Here is a 15072-nt window from a genome sequence, read left to right on the forward strand (position 1 = left end):
CCCTAGGGGAACCTCGCATGACTGCAACAATCACGCCGGACGCCTCCGCCCCCGCGGCGGGGGCGCCCGGCGCGCCCTCCCGCCGCCGCAAGCGCGCCTTCGGCCGGTACCGGATGGCGCCGTTCCTGTTCACCATCGTCACGGCCGCCCTCTTCGCCCTGTTCTTCCTGTGGCCGGGCGTCCTCGGGCTGTCGTACTCGCTGACGGACTTCCGCGGCTGGGGCGACGCCAACTTCGTCGGCCTCGACAACTACACCAAGCTCTTCGGCGACCCGAGCTTCTACGGGGCCCTTGCCCGCACCTTCGTCTTCGCCCTGTTCTCTGTCCCGCTGAGTTACGCCCTCTCCCTCGGCATGGCGGTCGCGATCAACGCGACGCACGCCAAGGGCAAGACCGCAGCGCGCATCATCTTCTTCCTGCCGTGGCTCGTCTCCCCCATCGTCACCGGTGTCATCTGGCGGTGGATGTTCGGCGAGAGCTTCGGCTTCGTGAACTTCGTGATCGGGATGCTCGGCGGCGAGCGCCTGCCCTGGTCGTCGAACGCCGACCTGTCGCTCTTCGTCGTCATCGTGGCGTCGTCGTGGGGTGGCGCAGCGTTCAACATGCTGCTGTTCGTGGCCGCGCTGAACAACGTCCCGCAGTCCTACTACGAGGCGGCTGAGCTCGACGGCGCCAACGGCTGGCAGCGGTTCCGCAGCATCACGCTGCCGTCCATCGCGCCCACCTCCGTGCTCGTGATCCTGCTGTCGACACTCGGGCATATGAAGGAGTTCGCGCTCATCCAGTCGCTCAACGGCGGTGGCCCCGGCACACAGAATCGGCTGGTCGTCCAGTACATCTACGAGACCGGCTTCAAGCAGTCCGAGATCGGCTACGCCAGTGCGGCGTCGATGGTCCTCCTGGTGATCCTCATGATCATCGCGATCATCCAGCTGCGCATCAGCCGGAGGAGCAACAACTCATGGTGACCACCTACGCCATCACCGTCCCCGACGAGAAGCAGACGGAGCGTTTCGAGCGCCGCCGTCGAAACAAGAACCTCCGGCGCCGCGCGGTCCTGCCGACCACGATGCTCTGGGTGCTCGCGCTCCTGATGCTGTTCCCCCTGGCCTGGTTCCTCCTCTCCTCGTTCAAGCCGGGCAGTGAGCTCTTCAGCTATCCGCTGTCCTTCTTTCCGAAGGAATGGACGCTCGACGGCTACTCGGCGGCGCTCGATCGCATCGACTTTGCGCGCTACTTCCTGAACACGGCGATCGTCGCGACGGTGTCGACGGTGTTCACCGTCTTCCTCTGCGCCACGACCGGCTACGCGTTGGCGAAGTACAAGAACCCCTGGCTCAGCGTCCTCGGACTCTTCATCCTCTCGATGACGATGCTGCCGGGCGAGGTCATCCTCAACCCCATGTTCGTCGTCATCCGCGACCTCGGGCTCTACAACCAGCTCGCCGGTGTGATCATCCCCTCGATCGTCACCCCCACCGGCGTCTTCATGTTCCGCCAGTTCTTCATCTCGGTTCCGGATGAGCTCATGCAGGCGGCACGCATCGACGGCGCGAGCGAGTACGGCATCTTCTTCCGGATCATGCTGCCGCTGGCCCGGCCCATCGCGCTGACGCTGGCGATCATGTCCTTCCAGTGGCGCTGGAACGACTACATCTTCCCGCTCATCATCCTGGGCGACCCCGATCAGTTCACGCTGCAGATCGCACTGCGTGCTCTCGTCGGAGCCGAGAACATCGAGTGGACGATCCTGCTGTCGGCATCCGTGCTGTCGATGATCCCGCTGGTCGCGCTGTACTTGGTCTTCCAGAAGTACGTGACCTCGTCGAACATCAACGCAGGACTCAAGGACTGATGCACTCTCGGGACCACCTCGTCCTGGAACGCGTCGACCGCTTCATCGGGGAGTACCTCGATCAGGCCGTCGTCGCGGACCGCACGCCCCTCCAGGTCTCCGCCTGGCAGGTACCCGATGAGGGTGACCTGCCAGGCGAGCCGGTGTCGGTGGAACGGATGCGGCAGAGCGCCGCGTTCGCTCCCGTCGACCCCGGCCACCGGTGGGGGCGGGCGTGGGGCACGACGTGGTTCACCGTCGAGGGGGAGATCCCCTCGGCCTGGGCAGGCCGCGAGGGCCGGATCGAGCTCTCGCTCGATCTCGGTTTCTCGCAGGCCAAGCCCGGCTTCCAGTGCGAGGGACTCGTCCGGACTCCCGCCGGCAGTGTCGTCAAAGGTCTCGAGCCGCGGAACCATCACGTCCCTGTGACGAGCGGGCCCGGTGAACGGGTCTCGTTCACGGTCGAAGCGGCGGCGAACCCCGACGTGTCCGGCGGGGACGACTTCAAGAGCCCTCTCGCCTTCGCACCCACCCCGCTGGGCGACCCGGCGACCGCAGGCGCCGATCCGCTGTACCGCCTGGGCCGGATGGAGGTGCGCCTCGTCGACGAGACCGTGGAACGCCTCCGCCGCGAGGTCATCGTCCTCGTGGGCCTCGCGCGCGAACTCGTCGACTCCGACCCGCGCCGCGCGCGGATCCTCGACGGCCTCGAGCGCGCGCTGTATGCGATCGACCCCGACTCCCCCGCCGGCGGCGCTGCGGCAGCCCGCAGCATCCTCGCACCGCTGCTCGCGGCGCCCGCCACGGTATCCGCTCATCGCATCACCGCGACGGGGCACGCGCACATCGACTCGGCGTGGCTGTGGCCGAGCCGCGAGACGGTGCGGAAGGTGACCCGCACGTACGCGAACGTGCTCGAACTGATGGCGAGCGACCCCGACGCCCTCTTCGTGAGCTCCTCGGCGCAGCACTTCGAGTGGGTGCGCCGGAGCGACCCCGAACTCTTCGAGCGCATCAAGGAGCGTGTCGCGGAAGGCCGCTTCATCCCCGTCGGCAACATGTGGGTCGAATCCGACGTCAACATGCCCTCCGGCGAATCGCTCGCGCGTCAGCTGCTGGCAGGAACCCGCTTCTTCGAGGAGCACTTCGGCGCCCGCAGCGACGTCGGCTGGCTGCCCGACTCGTTCGGCTTCCCGGCCGGACTCCCGCAGCTGCTCCGCGGCGCGGGGCTGGAGTGGTTCTTCACCCAGAAGATGTGCTGGAACGACATCGACACGATGCCCCACCACTCCTTCGTCTGGGAGGGCCTCGACGGGTCGCGCATCTTCACGCACTTCCCGCCGAACAACACCTACAGCGGCGACATGCGCCCGACGGAGCTCGCTCGGAGCGTTCGGAACTTCGCCGATCACGCCGGCAGTACGCGCTCGCTCATGCCGTTCGGCTTCGGCGACGGCGGCGGCGGACCGACCCGCGAGATGATGGCCGATGCGCGACTGCAGGCCGACCTCGAAGGGTCGCCGACGGTCGCCTTCGGAACGCCCCGGGAGTTCTTCTTCGAGGCGGCCGACGAGCCGGTCGATCCGCCCGTCTGGTCGGGTGAGATGTACCTGCAGTTCCACCGCGGCATCTTCACGTCGCAGATGCGCACGAAGCGCGGCAACCGGCGGAACGAAGCCCTGCTCGTCGAGGCGGAGCACTGGAGTGCGGCCGCGGCGGTGCGCCGCGGCATCCCATATCCCGCTTCGGAACTCGACGAACTCTGGCGCGAGGTGCTGCTGCTGCAGTTCCACGACATCCTCCCGGGCAGCGCGATCGCCTGGGTGCACCGTGAGGCCGAGCGCTCCCACGACGCCACGACGGCGCGACTCGAGGTGCTCATCGCGGATGCCGTCGCGGCCCTCGTCGGCGACGGCTCGGAACGCCTCGTGCTCAACCCGGCCACCGCTCCCGTCGGCGCGATCGCCTCCGGCGGCGCGGGCCCCGCCCCGCAGCCCGCGCGTGTCTCGACGGAGACTGTCGAGGGCGGTTTCCGGCTGCGCTCCGACCTCCTCGACGTCGTGGTCGGTCCTGACGGGACCCTCCGGAGCGTCGTCGACCTCGCCACCGGATGCGACCTGATCCCGGCCGGCCACCGCGGCGGCCTGCTGCAGCTGCACGTCGACGCCCCGTCGAAGTGGGACGCGTGGGAGCTCGACGCCTCGTACCGCCTCGCGACGACCGACGTCGACGGCGGCACCGCGACCCTCATCGACGACGGCGTCGTGCACGTCGTGCACCCGCTCCCCCACGGCACCGTCGAGCAGTGGATCGACATCCACCCGGCCGACGGCGCTGTCCGCATCCGCACCCGGGTCGACTGGCACGAGCGGCACCGCTTGCTGAAGCTCGCGTTCCCCGTCGCCGTGCACGCACAGGACGCCGCCTACGAGACCCAGTTCGGTCACGTGCGTCGCGCGCTCCACACCAACACGTCATGGGATGCCGCCCGCTACGAGGTGTGCGCGCACCGGTGGGTGCATGTCGCCGAGCCGGGCACCGGCGCCGCGATCGTGAACGACGGCATGTACGGTCACGATGCGACGAGGACGACCGACGCTCACGGCACCGTCACGACCGTCCGTCAGTCCCTGCTGCGGGCCCCGATGTTCCCCGACCCCGACGCCGACCAGGGCGTGCACGAGTTCACCTCGGTCTTCGCTCCCGCGGAGTCGACGACGGATGCCGCCCGCTGGGGCACGCTCGTCGGTTCCCCGCTCCGCGAGGTCACCGGCGGTGAGGCCGTCGCACCGCTCGTGGCGAGCTCGTCGGAGAGCATCGTCGTGTCGGCGGTCAAGCTCGCCGCCGACGGCAGCGGCGATCTCATCGTCCGCGTGTTCGAGCAGCGCGGGGCCCGCACCCGCGGCATCCTGCGCGTCGATCTCGCCGTCGCGTCGCTCGAGGTCTGCGACCTCGTCGAGACCCCCGGCCGTGGTCGGGACGACGCCGCACTCCTGCACGACGACCACAGCGTCGCCCTCGACCTCCGCGCGTTCGAGGTCGTCACGCTGCGCGCCCGCCTGCACGATCGTTCTGCCTGATCCGGAGCACCGATGACCCCCGAAACCGACACGTTCGTCACCGATGTGATCACCGCGGCGGATGCCGCGGCCACCGCGCTCCTGTACGCGTCGACCGATGTGTCGGCCGCCCCGCTCGGCCCGCACCGCGAATCGATGCGCCGGGCGAAGCTCCTCGTCGCGGTGTACCTCGAGCCGGCGTCGGCGTTCGCGGACGACCCGACCGTCGTCGCTCTCGCCGAGGCGTACGCGGAGGTGCTCCGCGGGTTGCAGTCGCCGACCGGCCTGTTCCTCGGGGGCGACAACGTCGAGTCGCCGCCCGACACGGGCTTCACGATCAATGACGTCGGCGACATCCTCGAACTCGTCCGCCGCTCCGGCGACGCGCGTCTCGACGTCGTCGCGGAGGTGCTCGGCGGTATCGCCGACCGCGCCGCGCCAGCCCTGCTCGCGGGCGGCGTGCACACCCCGAACCACCGCTGGGAGCTGACCGCTGCGCTCATGCGGCTGCACCGCCACCGCCCCGACCCCCGCCTCGAGGCGCGGGCGCGGGAGTGGCTGGCTGAGGGCATCGACATCGACGCGGACGGTCTCTACTCCGAGCGCAGTGCGAACTACGCGGTCTACGTCTCGAACCCGTCGCTCCTCCTCATCGGCGATGTCCTCGACCTGCCCGAGCTGCACGAGATCGTGGCGCGGAACCTCGAGGCGACGCTCGGGCTCATCCACCCCGACGGCTCGCTCGAGACCGTCCACTCCCGTCGCCAGGACCAGCGCGAGCCGCAGTTCCCCCTCGCGCCGTACGCGCTGCACTTCCGCCGCCTCGCCCTCGAGACGGGTCGTGGCGACTTCGTGTGGGCGGCTCGGGCCGCGGCATCCGCCCCCGTCATCGACCCGCAGACGGCCCTCGCCGACATGCTGCTGCACCCGGCGCTTCGCGAAACGCTCCCGGCGGGCGAGGCACCGGCCGATCGCAGCCGGACCACGTGGTCGGTGTCGGGTCTCGTCGTCGACCGCACGCCCGAGCGCACCCTCGCCGTCTTCGGCGGCACGGACTACTCCGTCGCGAGGCGCATCCGGTCGGGTCTCGCGACCAACCCGACCTTCCTCCGACTGTTCGCGGGTGACGCCGTGCTCGACTCCGTCCGGCTGTCGCGCCACTTCTTCGGCCTCGGCCCGTTCCGCAGCGAGGAGATGACGATCGCGGACGAGCGGATCGTGCTCGAGGAGCACCTCTCGCCCGCCTACTTCGGGCCGCTGGATGCCGCGCGTCGCCGCCCCGGCGGTGACTACCGCGTCGTCGACGAGGGGCGCTTCTCCGCCGCGATGTCGTTCGACGAGCGTCCGCGCGACGAGGTTCCGCTCCGCACCCGCATCGATGTCGTGCCTTCCGAGGACGGCGTGGAGCTCACGATCGACACCGACGGACCGATCTGCGCGTGGAGCCTCGAGTTCGCGTTCCGCGACGGCGGCACGTTCGAGGACGTCGATGTGCGAGGCGACGGCACCGCCGTCCTGACGTCCGGCTCGGGGCGCTACCGGGTCGGCGGCGATGCGATCGAGGTCGGACCCGGCACGGGCTCGACTGCCCCCGCCGCCTACCTTCCCGGCGAGGACTACGACTACCTGGGCGGCACGGACGCCCTGGGCGGTCCGCGCCTCTACGTCACGGGCACGACGCCCGGTCGCGCCACGGTCCGGATCCGCCGGGTCAGCTGACCTCTCGCAGCGTCAGCGACCGTGGCGACGCTGCGGCACGGCCACGACGGCGAGCACAGCGCATCCGAGTGCGGCAGGCAGCAGGGGCGGCAGCATCCACGTCAGGATGACGACGAGCGCGACGGCGGCGATGTAGAAGACGAGTCCGCGCACGTCGTCGCGAACGATGGCCGGGACCTGCCGGACGGCCGTGCGCCATCCGGAGTGGGGGTCCCACGCTCCGGACGCGATGAGCAGGCCGACGGCGAGAGCGGCGAGCCCGGTCCACCCGACGGCTTCGATGACGACACCGCCGGGGAGCATCCCCGACCGCGCGAGGATGATGTCGACCGCCAGCACCGCGGCGATCACGACGGCGATGAGCCCGATCAGGCTGCCGCCGGCGAGCCCCGCGCGGACATCACGCCAGAACAACGCGAGTCGGGAGTCCTCCGCCGCGATGTAGCGCCCCAGGTGGCGGATGCCGGCCGCCAGTGCCACCGGCAGGGTCACGATGACCACGCCCACGAGCAGGACCAGCAGCCCGATCATCAGGACTTCGCCGAAGAGCGCGAACTTCGCCGCGGCACCCGGGAACCGCGCAGCCGGTCGCTCTTCGAGCACGGGTCCGCTGCCGGAGCGGTCCGCGCGTACGGCGGCGCGCTCCGCGCGGCGGTCGGCTCGAGTCCCCGTCATGTCAGCCCTTGAGGCCCTGGGTCGCGACGCCGTCGACGAGGAAGCGCTGGAACACGAGGAAGAACAGGAGGACGGGGACGAGGGCAAGGAACGAGGCGGTCACCGTCGCGCCGAAGTCGCTCGTCGACGACTGGTCGTTGTAGAGGCGCAGGGCGATCGGGAGCGGGTAGTTCTCAGGGCTCGTCAGGTAGAGGAGCGGCCCGAGGAAGTCGTTCCACGACCAGATGAACGCGAAGATCGCGCACGTGATGAGGGCGGGCTTCACGAGGGGCAGGATGATCGCCCAGAAGATCCGGACGTGACCCGCACCGTCGATGCGGGCCGCCTCATCCATGTCGCGCGGCATCTGCCGCATGAACTGCACGAGGAGGAAGACGAAGAACGCCTCGGTCGCGAGGAACTTCGGCAGCACGAGCGGCCAGAACGTGTCGACCAGGCCCAGATTGTTGAACAGGATGTACTGCGGGATGATCACCACGTGGAACGGCAGCAGCAGCGTGCCGATCATCGCCGCGAACAGGATGCCGAGCCCCTTGAACTGGATGCGGGCGAACGCGTAGGCGGCCAGCGCGCTCGAGAACACGGTGCCGACGACCGCCAGGACCGCAAGGATGAGCGAGTTGCCGAAGAACTGCCACAGGGGGACGCCGGCGATGCCGTCGAACACCTTCAGATAGTTGTCGAAGGTCGGCTGCTGCGGGATGAGTCCGGGGTTCTGACCGAACTCGGAGTTCGGCTTCAGCGTCGAGATGCCGAGCCACACGAGCGGGTACAGGACGAGGGCGGTCAGCGCGATCAGGACGACGAGCCAGATGACCGTCTGCCAGGTCTTACGCTTCACGCGGCGTCGCCGCGGCGGAGCGGCGATCGTCTGCTGAGCGGCGAAGACCGGGGTGGATGCCGCGCCCGAGGTCGTGGCGACGTTGGAGGTGCTCATCGGTTGTCTCCGGCGTAGTGCACCCAGGAGCGCTGGGTGCGGAAGAGGATGAAGGCGATGATCGCGACGACGATCAGCAGGACCCAGGCGATCGCGGCGGCGTAGCCCATCTGGCCGTCGCTGAAGCCTCGCTTGTAGAGGTAGATCGTGATGAAGTTCGTCATACCGGCGGGGCCGCCGGAGCCGTTCGAGATGATGTACGCCGAGGCGAACACCTGGAACGCGCCGATCAGGCCCAGCAGCAGGTTGAAGAAGATGACGGGCGACAGCATCGGCAGGGTGACCGCACGGAAGCGGTACCAGGGTCCGGCGCCGTCCATCTCGGCCGCCTCGTAGAGTTCCTTCGGCACCTGCTTGAGCCCGGCGAGGAAGATGACCATCGTCGCGCCGAACTGCCAGATCGACAGGATGATCATGGCGGGCAGGACGAGGCTCGGGTTTCCGATCCACCCGCCGAGGTCGATGCCGATGGCCGACAGGGACGAGTCGACAGGACCCTCGGAACCGAACATCGCGCGCCAGACGATCGCGACCGATACCGACCCGCCGATGAGCGACGGTGCGTAGAACGCGGAGCGGAAGAACCCGGCGCCCTTGTCTCGGTAGTTCAGCAGCATCGCCACGAGGAGGGCGGCGATCAGAGTGATGGGGGTGCCGACGAAGACGTAGACGAGAGTGATCTGCGCCGACTGGATGAACTGTGGGTCGTTCGTGAACAGCCGGACGTAGTTGTCGAACCCGATCCAGCGGGGAGGGGTGAAGATGTTGTATCGCGTGAACGATAGGTACAGCGAGTACCCCATCGGGATGATTGTCAGCCCGAAGAAGCCGACCAGCCACGGGATGAGGAATCCGTAACCGGCGAGTGTCTCCTTGCGGGCGCGCGAGCGCTGGGTGGGACGGCCGAGGTTTTCGGGCCGGCGCTTGTTCGCGAGTGCGCGACGCCGCTTCTCGCCGGTGACGATGACTCTCGTCGCGGTGGTGCTCACGGGTGGCTCCTGATGTCGGGGGACGGTGCGGGGTCCGGATGCCGCGGCATCCGGACCCCGCGATCGGTCACGAGTTGAGGGCGACGTCCATCTCGGTGAAGAACTGCGAGACGGCCTCGTCCACGGTCATGGTCCCGAAGTTCAGTTCGACGCCGAGCTGACGGAACTTCTCCTCGAGGGTGCCATAGCCGACGATCGGGACGGGAGGTGCGTCGCCGAGGCGGTCGGCGATGGACTCCTCGTAGGCCTTGACCTGCTGGCTGAGCGGGTCGAGGTCAGCGGCCGCCAGGGCCGTCTCCGACGCGGGCAGACCGCGGTTGGTGCCGAAGATCTCACCCGACTCGGGCGAGTTGACGAGGAAGTTCACGAGCGTCGCCGCAGCCTCGGGGTGGTCGGTGTTGGCCGCGATCGAGTGCAGCATGGAGGGCTTCAGGTAGAGGTCCTTCGCGCCTTCCTCGGTCACCGGCGGGGCGACGAGGCCGAGCTCGGTGTAACTCTCGCCGAGGTTCCCGAGGTAGCCGGCGCCGAAGTTATCCCAGGTGAGTTCGCTGGCGGTGATGGCCGTGTCGAACGGACCGAGCGGCAGAGCCTCTTCGACGGTCTGCTGCGGCGCCCCGATGCCGTCACGGATCGACTGGCCCTCCTCCCAGAACGCCGTGAGGCGCGCCTCGTCGAAACCGGGCTTGCCGTCCTCGGTGAAGAGGTTGCCACCCTCCGCGCGCAACTGAAGTTCGAAGTTCTGAATGCGGCCGGTGTAGTCGCTGCCGCCCCAGTACTCGCCGCCGCTGGCGTCGGTGATGTCCTTCATCCAGGCGGTGTAGTCGTCCCAGGAACCGCCGGGGAACTCGTCGGCGCCGGCCTTCTCGAGCAGGACCGGGTTGGTGAACAGGCCCCAGGCGTTCGTCGAGGTCGCGATGCCGTAAGTGGTGTCGTTCACGACGCCGATGTCGAGGATGTTCTTCGGGAGGGGGTCGGTCTCGATGATGCCGCCGAGGTACGGGTCGAGGTCGAGGAGGAGCCCGTTCTCGGAGTACTGGCGCAGGTACGAGTAGTCGAACTGCATGACGTCGGGAAGGTTCTTGCCCGCCGCCTCCGTCTGCCGCTTCTCCCAGAACTCGGGGAACGCGAGGAAGCTCGTGCTGACCTTGATGTTGGGGTACTTCTCGTTGAACGCGTCGATCGCCTTGTTGTAGAGATCAGCACGGACGTCGTTGCCCCAGAAGGCGAGGTCGAGCGACACCTTCTCGTCGGGGTCGTAGGTACCGGCGGGCTCCGGCGAGCCGGCGCAGCCGGCAAGGGCGATGACTGACCCCGTCGCGAGTGCGACGGCGGCGAGTGCGCGTTTGCTGAACATCTTTGTCCTCTCTCGAACGTCCGTGTTGCGAGTGCTGGTGGACGTCATGGTCCGTGATTGCGACTTCCTTCGGTGCCGTGGATCGATGCCCACAGGAAAGCGCTTGCCCCGAGAGTAGCGCCAATTGAAACGTTTTTCAAGAAGATTGAAACGTTTTTACCCGATTCCTGTGACCGGTCCCAATTCAACCCTACGACCCTGACATCGATCTCGAGCGGGCCCGCCGGACGCGAGTCAGTGCACCGCGACGAGCTCGCCGCCGCGCACCTCGAGCCGCGCGCGCAGCACAGCGCACCGCCGGCCCTCGGGCTCATCCCCCACGCCCGGGTGGGTGAAGAAGTAGAACCAGAGGTCGGTGCCGTCGCGAACGGACGCCCCGTGATGACCGAACCCCGGACTCGACACTGCGCCGGCGCCGAGGATGACGTCATCCGCTCCACCCTGCCGCTGCCACGAGATCGCATCGCCCGAGCGGTACACCCCCATGCCCCGCCACTCGTCGACGATCATCCACCAGAATCCGCCGAGCTCGAACGCCGTCGGGCCCTCGTGAGGCTGCCCGCCGATCGCGGTGCCCTCGGATTCCCAGGTAGCCAGGTCGTCCGAGACGGCCACCTTCGTGACCGATTCCGCGGCCTCGTCCTTGTACCAGAGGCGCCAGCGCCCGTCGGGGGTGCGGGCGACGCCCGCATCGATCACGCGGTCGCTGTCGAGAGTGAGCGCGCCGATCCGATGCCACCCGCACAGGTCCGCGGACCGGTACTCGACGATGTGACGCGCGTGCCCCGGCCACCGGTCGGGGACGCCGTCGATCTCGGTCACGTACATGCGCCAGATCTGCCCGTCGAACACGACCTCGGGCGCCCAGTGGGTGCGGTCCGTCTCCGCCGGGGGGCCGCCGGCATCCAATCGCAGTCCGTCGGCGACGGGCTCGAGCGTTCCGGCGTAGGACCAGCGGATGCCGTCGGCAGAGCGTGCGACGCCGATGCGGCTGCCGTGCACCCACGCGACACCCGGACCGGGATCGGGATGGGTCGCCCGGCGCTGCGTATAGAACATCCACCAGTCGTCGGGCCCGGCGATCACGACGAGCGGATCGGTGGCCCCGTCGTAGACCGGGTCGCGGTAGAGCTCGATCATGCGAGGCCCGCCTGCGTGAGGTGCAGGTGCGCGTAACGGCCGCCACGGGCGAGCAGCTCGTCGTGCGATCCGCGCTCGACGAGCTCGCCGTGCTCGAGGACCACGATGACGTCTGCGCGACGCACGGTCGACAGGCGGTGGGCGACGACGAGGGTGGTGCGTCCCGTCATGAGGCGACCGAGGGCATCCTGCACCAGCTCCTCCGATTCGGGATCGAGCGCGCTCGTGGCTTCGTCGAGCAGCAGGATGCGCGGGTCGCGGATGAGCGCTCGCGCGATCGCAAGCCGCTGCCGCTGCCCGCCTGACAGCCGCGCACCGCGTTCGCCGACCACGGTGTCCCAGCCCTGCGGCTGGTCACGGACGAACTCCCACGCGTTCGCGTCGCGGAGCGCCCGTTCGATGCGCGCGTCGTCGACGTCGCCGAGACCGTACGCGACGTTCTCGCGGATCGTCCCCTCGAAGAGCACGGACTCCTGCGGCACGACCGAGACGAAACGGCGGACCGTGCGGAGGTCCAGCTCCTGCATATCGCGTCCGTCGATGAGGATGCGGCCCGCGGTCGGGCGGAGGAAGCCCAGGATCAGGTTGAGCATCGTCGACTTGCCCGATCCCGACGATCCGACGAACGCGACGGTCGCCCCGGCGGGAATCCGCAGGTCGATCTCATGCAGCGCGTCGTCATTCGCCCCGGCGTAGCGGTGCGAGGCCCGCTCGAGGGTCAGCTCGCCCGCAACCTCGTCGATCCGGCGCTTGCCGGCGTTCTGCTCGAGGTCGGGCTCCTGCATGACCTCGCCGATCGAACGCACCGACTCGAGCCCGCGCGCGCCGACGGGGATGAGCATGAGCAGCTGCGTGAGGCCCTGGGTCAGGAGCGTGAAGTAGGCCGAGAGCAGCACGACCTCGCCCGGCGTGATCGGCAGGATGCCGGTGAGCGAGAAGGTCGCGGCGAGGACGAGGCATCCCACTCCGAGCAACTGCATCGCGACCCACGACACCGAAGCGACGTGGCCGTTGAGCATGTCGAGGTGCAGCCCCGCACGGCGCACCCCGTCGGCGCCGGTCGCGACCCGCGTGACGGCGGTCTGCTCGAGGCCGTGGGCACGGGTGACGGGGATGAGGGAGGCCATCTCGCCCACGCGGGCCGAGAGGGTCTCGACCTCGCGCCGGAAGTGCGCGTTGCGCTCGTGCGAGCGCTTGCGCATGCCGTAACGGATGCCGATCGCGATCGGGACGGCGAGCGCGTAGACCGGCAAGAAGGCGGGGACGGCGATCGCGGTCATCGAGATCGCGCCGATCATGACCATGGTCGCCGACAGCAGCGGGTGGGTCACCTGCTGCAGCATGAGCTCGACGTTCTCGACGTCGCGCACGAGCTTGGTCTGCACGATCGAGGAGCTGACCCGGGAGTGGTACCCGAGCGACAGGCTCTGCAGCCGTTCGGCGAGGGCGTTGCGGAGGTCAGCGCCGGCATCGCGGACGACGGTCATGAAGCTGCGCGTGTAGAGGATGTGGTTCGGGTAGTTCTGCAGCAAGAGCACCGCGGCCACGATGAACCACCACATCACCTGCTGCACGTCGCCGCGATCGGCGACCACATCGATCACGGCCGCCGTCACGACCGGCAGGAACCACAGCGGGATCTCCTTGGCGGCGAACGCGACGACCGCGACGGTCATCCGTCCCGGTCGCCGCGCGAGCAGGCGCACCACCGAGCGCGCCGGATGGTCACCATCGATGAGGGAGGAGATGTCGGAAAGCGGTTTCCGCGTCATGGGTTTCATCGTAGGTGTGGGGGATGCAAGCCGGAACCCCCTGGGTGACGGCGGTGTTCGCGATGTTCCGGGGACGCGACATGCCGTGCGGCGGGGCCGATAGCGACCAAAGGCGCCCCTGGAGCCGGGCGGGCGGGCCTGGACCCCCGCGACACCCCGCAGTACCGTGGGGCATGGCGATCATGGCCCTCAGGCGATTCGCGCCGCTGATCATCGCGGCGGCCGGTCTCGCTGCGCTCGTGCTGGCGAGCGCGACCCGCGCATCGCTGTGGGTGCACCTCGTCGTCCTCGTCGTCACGCTCGGACTGGCATCCGTCATGGGCCGTCGCCGACGCGCCCCGACCGCGCAGGCGCAGGAGCTCTACGCCTCGGACGCGTACTCGGACGCCTCCCTCGGCAGGCGCGCGCCCACGCACCCCGCGATCGACACCCGACCCCAGGGGCAGTGCGGCCCGGGGCTGCCGATCGATCCGCTGCGGCTTCCCGAGGAGCGCCCGCGCGCCTGACCGCGCTCGCTCTCGCGTTCCCGGGACGCGACCTGCCGCTTCCCCGCGCCGGCAGCGACACGTCGCGTCCCCGGAACGTTCCCCGCGCCAAGACCCGCGCCCAGCCCGGGTCTATCGTGGAACCCGCCCCGCCCCTCGATCACCGGGACCCGATGACCACCCCACGCCGCGAGCCCGAGCTCCCGATCGACAGCGACCCCACGTCGACGGGGTCCCCGCCGGTGCACCTCGCCGGCTCATCGATCCTGCTCGTCCTCCTCGGCGGCACCGCGGGCACGGCGGCTCGCGAAGGACTCTCGCTCGCGATCCCTGCCGTGGGCGGCATCCCGGTTGCGATCTTCGCGATCAACATCGTCGGAGCCCTCTTCCTCGGCGCGCTCCTCGAATCCCTCGCCCGGCGCGGAGCCGACGTCGGTCGCCGCCGCTCGCTCAGGCTGCTGCTGGGCACCGGGTTCGCGGGCGGGTTCACGACCTACAGCGCGCTCGCCGTCGACAGCGGCCTGTTGCTGACCGGCGGCGATCCGCTCGGCGGCATCCTGTACGCACTCGGCACCGTCGTCGTCGGCGCCCTCGCGACCGTCGCCGGGATCGCGCTCGCCGCAGCGCACCACCGCCGAGCGGTGAGCCGATGACGCCCGTCCTCTTTCTCGCGCTCTCGCTCGCCGGGGGCGTCGGCGCGGCACTCCGCCTCGTCGTCGACGGGTCCGTCAAGACCCGCGTGAAGACCGCGTTGCCCGTCGGTACACTCCTCATCAACGTGTCGGGCTCGCTGGTGCTCGGGTTCGTGACGGAGCTCGCACTCGGCGCCATCCTCGACGAATCGTGGCGGCTCATCATCGGCACGGGCCTCTGCGGCGGGTTCACGACGTTCAGCACCGCGAGTTTCGAGACGGTTCGACTCGTGCAGGAACGCCGGTACGCACTCGCTTCCGTCAATGCGATCGGGATGCTGGTGGCCGCCGTCGCAGCCGGGCTCGGCGGCATCCTGCTCGCCCGTCTGGTCGGATGACCCGAGCGGATGCCGCACCCGAGAACCACACGGGGAAAGCGCTTGCTGGCATACTCGAAGGAGCCGACGAAGGAGTCC

Annotated in this window: 13 protein-coding genes; 7 read left to right on the forward strand and 6 right to left on the reverse strand. The window is 69.2% G+C overall.

Features of this window, described 5'->3' with window-relative positions; all coding sequences use genetic code 11:
• The first annotated feature begins 17 nt into the window (after positions 1-17).
• From MO1_RS09325 to MO1_RS09340, 4 genes are read left to right on the forward strand one after another with little or no spacing between them, the layout of a single operon-like run.
• Positions 18-968 (forward strand): carbohydrate ABC transporter permease, encoded by a 951-nt coding sequence (locus tag MO1_RS09325; protein WP_036309634.1) that lies wholly within the window; start codon positions 18-20, stop codon positions 966-968.
• On the forward strand, positions 962-1855 hold the full coding sequence (locus tag MO1_RS09330) for a carbohydrate ABC transporter permease (RefSeq protein ID WP_036309633.1): 894 nt from the start codon (positions 962-964) through the stop codon (positions 1853-1855). Before MO1_RS09325 ends, MO1_RS09330 begins: the two co-directional genes overlap by 7 nt.
• On the forward strand, positions 1855-4914 hold the full coding sequence (locus MO1_RS09335; RefSeq protein WP_060915873.1) for an alpha-mannosidase: 3060 nt from the start codon (positions 1855-1857) through the stop codon (positions 4912-4914). Before MO1_RS09330 ends, MO1_RS09335 begins: the two co-directional genes overlap by 1 nt.
• Positions 4915-4926: 12 nt before the next feature.
• Positions 4927-6612: a hypothetical protein gene (locus MO1_RS09340; RefSeq protein WP_060915874.1), complete on the forward strand. Its 1686-nt coding sequence runs from the start codon at positions 4927-4929 to the stop codon at positions 6610-6612.
• A gap of 12 nt (positions 6613-6624) precedes the next feature.
• Here the strand turns inward: MO1_RS09340 and MO1_RS09345 are convergent, their stop codons facing one another.
• The 6 genes from MO1_RS09345 to MO1_RS09370 form a co-directional block, all read right to left on the reverse strand.
• Positions 6625-7287 (reverse strand): hypothetical protein, encoded by a 663-nt coding sequence (locus MO1_RS09345; RefSeq protein WP_036309627.1) that lies wholly within the window; start codon positions 7285-7287, stop codon positions 6625-6627.
• 1 nt (position 7288) lies between these two features.
• Entirely contained in the window at positions 7289-8224 is a 936-nt protein-coding gene (locus MO1_RS09350) for a carbohydrate ABC transporter permease (protein ID WP_018187507.1), read from the reverse strand.
• Positions 8221-9213 carry a carbohydrate ABC transporter permease gene (locus tag MO1_RS09355; protein ID WP_060915875.1) on the reverse strand — a complete coding sequence of 331 codons (993 nt, stop codon included), beginning with the start codon at positions 9211-9213 and terminating at the stop codon, positions 8221-8223. Before MO1_RS09355 ends, MO1_RS09350 begins: the two co-directional genes overlap by 4 nt.
• Before the next feature lie 67 nt (positions 9214-9280).
• Positions 9281-10567 (reverse strand): ABC transporter substrate-binding protein, encoded by a 1287-nt coding sequence (locus MO1_RS09360; RefSeq protein WP_036309623.1) that lies wholly within the window; start codon positions 10565-10567, stop codon positions 9281-9283.
• 234 nt (positions 10568-10801) lie between these two features.
• Positions 10802-11707, reverse strand: a complete 906-nt coding sequence (locus MO1_RS09365; RefSeq protein WP_036309621.1) for a glycoside hydrolase family protein — start codon at positions 11705-11707, stop codon at positions 10802-10804.
• Positions 11704-13479 (reverse strand): ABC transporter ATP-binding protein, encoded by a 1776-nt coding sequence (locus tag MO1_RS09370; RefSeq protein ID WP_060915876.1) that lies wholly within the window; start codon positions 13477-13479, stop codon positions 11704-11706. Before MO1_RS09370 ends, MO1_RS09365 begins: the two co-directional genes overlap by 4 nt.
• Positions 13480-13652: 173 nt before the next feature.
• Here MO1_RS09370 and MO1_RS09375 point away from each other — a divergent pair, with 173 nt between their 5' ends.
• The 3 genes from MO1_RS09375 (at position 13653) to crcB (ending at position 14994) form a co-directional block, all read left to right on the forward strand.
• Entirely contained in the window at positions 13653-13985 is a 333-nt protein-coding gene (locus MO1_RS09375) for a hypothetical protein (RefSeq protein ID WP_060915877.1), read from the forward strand.
• A gap of 221 nt (positions 13986-14206) precedes the next feature.
• Positions 14207-14617 (forward strand): fluoride efflux transporter FluC, encoded by a 411-nt coding sequence (locus tag MO1_RS09380; RefSeq protein ID WP_036309834.1) that lies wholly within the window; start codon positions 14207-14209, stop codon positions 14615-14617.
• On the forward strand, positions 14614-14994 hold the full coding sequence (gene crcB, locus MO1_RS09385) for a fluoride efflux transporter CrcB (protein WP_060915878.1): 381 nt from the start codon (positions 14614-14616) through the stop codon (positions 14992-14994). Before MO1_RS09380 ends, crcB begins: the two co-directional genes overlap by 4 nt.
• The last annotated feature ends 78 nt before the right edge of the window (positions 14995-15072 follow it).

The organism is Microbacterium oleivorans NBRC 103075 (assembly GCF_001552475.1).
Lineage (GTDB): Bacteria > Actinomycetota > Actinomycetes > Actinomycetales > Microbacteriaceae > Microbacterium > Microbacterium oleivorans.

What these genes read in the sequence shown, in the direction of transcription:
- MO1_RS09325 (WP_036309634.1), top strand. Translation starts at nt 18, where the DNA reads ATGACTGCAACAATCACGCCGGACGCCTCCGCCCCCGCGGCGGGGGCG.
- MO1_RS09330 (WP_036309633.1), top strand. Translation starts at nt 962, where the DNA reads ATGGTGACCACCTACGCCATCACCGTCCCCGACGAGAAGCAGACGGAG.
- MO1_RS09335 (WP_060915873.1), top strand. Translation starts at nt 1,855, where the DNA reads ATGCACTCTCGGGACCACCTCGTCCTGGAACGCGTCGACCGCTTCATC.
- MO1_RS09340 (WP_060915874.1), top strand. Translation starts at nt 4,927, where the DNA reads ATGACCCCCGAAACCGACACGTTCGTCACCGATGTGATCACCGCGGCG.
- MO1_RS09345 (WP_036309627.1), bottom strand. Translation starts at nt 7,287, where the DNA reads ATGACGGGGACTCGAGCCGACCGCCGCGCGGAGCGCGCCGCCGTACGC.
- MO1_RS09350 (WP_018187507.1), bottom strand. Translation starts at nt 8,224, where the DNA reads ATGAGCACCTCCAACGTCGCCACGACCTCGGGCGCGGCATCCACCCCG.
- MO1_RS09360 (WP_036309623.1), bottom strand. Translation starts at nt 10,567, where the DNA reads ATGTTCAGCAAACGCGCACTCGCCGCCGTCGCACTCGCGACGGGGTCA.
- MO1_RS09365 (WP_036309621.1), bottom strand. Translation starts at nt 11,707, where the DNA reads ATGATCGAGCTCTACCGCGACCCGGTCTACGACGGGGCCACCGATCCG.
- MO1_RS09370 (WP_060915876.1), bottom strand. Translation starts at nt 13,479, where the DNA reads ATGACGCGGAAACCGCTTTCCGACATCTCCTCCCTCATCGATGGTGAC.
- MO1_RS09375 (WP_060915877.1), top strand. Translation starts at nt 13,653, where the DNA reads ATGGCGATCATGGCCCTCAGGCGATTCGCGCCGCTGATCATCGCGGCG.
- crcB (WP_060915878.1), top strand. Translation starts at nt 14,614, where the DNA reads ATGACGCCCGTCCTCTTTCTCGCGCTCTCGCTCGCCGGGGGCGTCGGC.